Raw genomic sequence first — 3,214 nt, forward strand, 5'->3', positions numbered from 1 at the left:
TTCAGCAAATTGGGTATGTGATAGTTTTCGGTGTTTTGTGAGCGTCGAACTTTCGGTTCATTTCGTCTTCACACACCGCAATCTGGTGCCTTTTCAGGTCAGCAAATTGCTTGGGTGTTATATGGTCAAGCCTCACGGGCAATTAGTATTGGTTAGCTCAACGCCTCACAGCGCTTACACACCCAACCTATCAACGTCGTAGTCTTCGACGGCCCTTCAGGGAACTCAAGGTTCCAGTGAGATCTCATCTTGAGGCTAGTTTCCCGCTTAGATGCTTTCAGCGGTTATCTATTCCGAACATAGCTACCCGGCAATGCCACTGGCGTGACAACCGGAACACCAGAGGTTCGTCCACTCCGGTCCTCTCGTACTAGGAGCAGCCCCTCTCAAATCTCAAACGTCCACGGCAGATAGGGACCGAACTGTCTCACGACGTTCTAAACCCAGCTCGCGTACCACTTTAAATGGCGAACAGCCATACCCTTGGGACCGGCTTCAGCCCCAGGATGTGATGAGCCGACATCGAGGTGCCAAACACCGCCGTCGATATGAACTCTTGGGCGGTATCAGCCTGTTATCCCCGGAGTACCTTTTATCCGTTGAGCGATGGCCCTTCCATACAGAACCACCGGATCACTAAGACCTACTTTCGTACCTGCTCGACGTGTCTGTCTCGCAGTCAAGCGCGCTTTTGCCTTTATACTCTACGACCGATTTCCGACCGGTCTGAGCGCACCTTCGTACTCCTCCGTTACTCTTTAGGAGGAGACCGCCCCAGTCAAACTACCCACCATACACTGTCCTCGATCCGGATAACGGACCTGAGTTAGAACCTCAAAGTTGCCAGGGTGGTATTTCAAGGATGGCTCCACGCAGACTGGCGTCCACGCTTCAAAGCCTCCCACCTATCCTACACAAGCAAATTCAAAGTCCAGTGCAAAGCTATAGTAAAGGTTCACGGGGTCTTTCCGTCTAGCCGCGGATACACTGCATCTTCACAGCGATTTCAATTTCACTGAGTCTCGGGTGGAGACAGCGCCGCCATCGTTACGCCATTCGTGCAGGTCGGAACTTACCCGACAAGGAATTTCGCTACCTTAGGACCGTTATAGTTACGGCCGCCGTTTACCGGGGCTTCGATCAAGAGCTTCGCGTTAGCTAACCCCATCAATTAACCTTCCGGCACCGGGCAGGCGTCACACCCTATACGTCCACTTTCGTGTTTGCAGAGTGCTGTGTTTTTAATAAACAGTCGCAGCGGCCTGGTATCTTCGACCGGCATGGGCTTACGGAGCAAGTCCTTCACCCTCACCGGCGCACCTTCTCCCGAAGTTACGGTGCCATTTTGCCTAGTTCCTTCACCCGAGTTCTCTCAAGCGCCTTGGTATTCTCTACCCAACCACCTGTGTCGGTTTGGGGTACGGTTCCTGGTTACCTGAAGCTTAGAAGCTTTTCTTGGAAGCATGGCATCAACCACTTCGCTAACTAAAAGTTAGCTCGTCATCAGCTCTCGGCCTTAAGATCCCGGATTTACCTAAGATCTCAGCCTACCACCTTAAACTTGGACAACCAACGCCAAGCTGGCCTAGCCTTCTCCGTCCCTCCATCGCAATAACCAGAAGTACAGGAATATTAACCTGTTTTCCATCGACTACGCTTTTCAGCCTCGCCTTAGGGACCGACTAACCCTGCGTCGATTAACGTTGCGCAGGAAACCTTGGTCTTTCGGCGTGGGTGTTTTTCACACCCATTGTCGTTACTCATGTCAGCATTCGCACTTCTGATACCTCCAGCAAGCTTCTCAACTCACCTTCACAGGCTTACAGAACGCTCCTCTACCGCATCACTTACGTGATACCCGTAGCTTCGGTGTATGGTTTGAGCCCCGTTACATCTTCCGCGCAGGCCGACTCGACTAGTGAGCTATTACGCTTTCTTTAAAGGGTGGCTGCTTCTAAGCCAACCTCCTAGCTGTCTAAGCCTTCCCACATCGTTTCCCACTTAACCATAACTTTGGGACCTTAGCTGACGGTCTGGGTTGTTTCCCTTTTCACGACGGACGTTAGCACCCGCCGTGTGTCTCCCATGCTCGGCACTTGTAGGTATTCGGAGTTTGCATCGGTTTGGTAAGTCGGGATGACCCCCTAGCCGAAACAGTGCTCTACCCCCTACAGTGATACATGAGGCGCTACCTAAATAGCTTTCGAGGAGAACCAGCTATCTCCGAGCTTGATTAGCCTTTCACTCCGATCCACAGGTCATCCGCTAACTTTTCAACGGTAGTCGGTTCGGTCCTCCAGTTAGTGTTACCCAACCTTCAACCTGCCCATGGATAGATCGCCCGGTTTCGGGTCTATTCCCAGCGACTAGACGCCCTATTAAGACTCGCTTTCGCTACGCCTCCCCTATTCGGTTAAGCTCGCCACTGAAAATAAGTCGCTGACCCATTATACAAAAGGTACGCAGTCACAGAACAAAGTCTGCTCCCACTGCTTGTACGCATACGGTTTCAGGATCTATTTCACTCCCCTCTCCGGGGTTCTTTTCGCCTTTCCCTCACGGTACTAGTTCACTATCGGTCAGTCAGTAGTATTTAGCCTTGGAGGATGGTCCCCCCATATTCAGACAAAGTTTCTCGTGCTCCGTCCTACTCGATTTCATGACTAAGAGATTTTCGCGTACAGGGCTATCACCCACTATGGCCGCACTTTCCAGAGCGTTCCGCTAATCTCAAAGCCACTTAAGGGCTAGTCCCCGTTCGCTCGCCACTACTAAGGGAATCTCGGTTGATTTCTTTTCCTCAGGGTACTTAGATGTTTCAGTTCCCCTGGTTCGCTTCTTGCACCTATGTATTCAGTACAAGATAACCATCTTATGATGGCTGGGTTCCCCCATTCAGACATCTCCGGATCAAAGTCTGTTTGCCGACTCCCCGAAGCTTTTCGCAGGCTACCACGTCTTTCATCGCCTCTGACTGCCAAGGCATCCACCGTATGCGCTTCTTCACTTGACCATATAACCCCAAGCAATCTGGTTATACTGTGAAGACGACATTCGCCGAAAATTCGAATTTCTCAACTAAGAGAACTCACAAATTTTACCTTAGCCTGATCCGTTACCAGTGAAAGTAACGTTCAGTCTATCTTTCTATCACATACCCAAATTTTTAAAGAACGATCTAATCAAAGACTAGAAATCAACATTCACCATCAAC

At 50.6% G+C, this 3,214-nt stretch carries 1 rRNA gene; it reads right to left on the minus strand.

What is annotated here, in order from left to right:
* Positions 1–121: 121 nt before the first annotated feature.
* Positions 122–3,013 (minus strand): 23S ribosomal RNA (locus HX803_RS25545).
* Between the last annotated feature and the right edge of the window lie 201 nt (positions 3,014–3,214).

Origin of the sequence: Pseudomonas sp. P7548 (assembly GCF_013386585.1) — a bacterium.
GTDB lineage: Bacteria > Pseudomonadota > Gammaproteobacteria > Pseudomonadales > Pseudomonadaceae > Aquipseudomonas.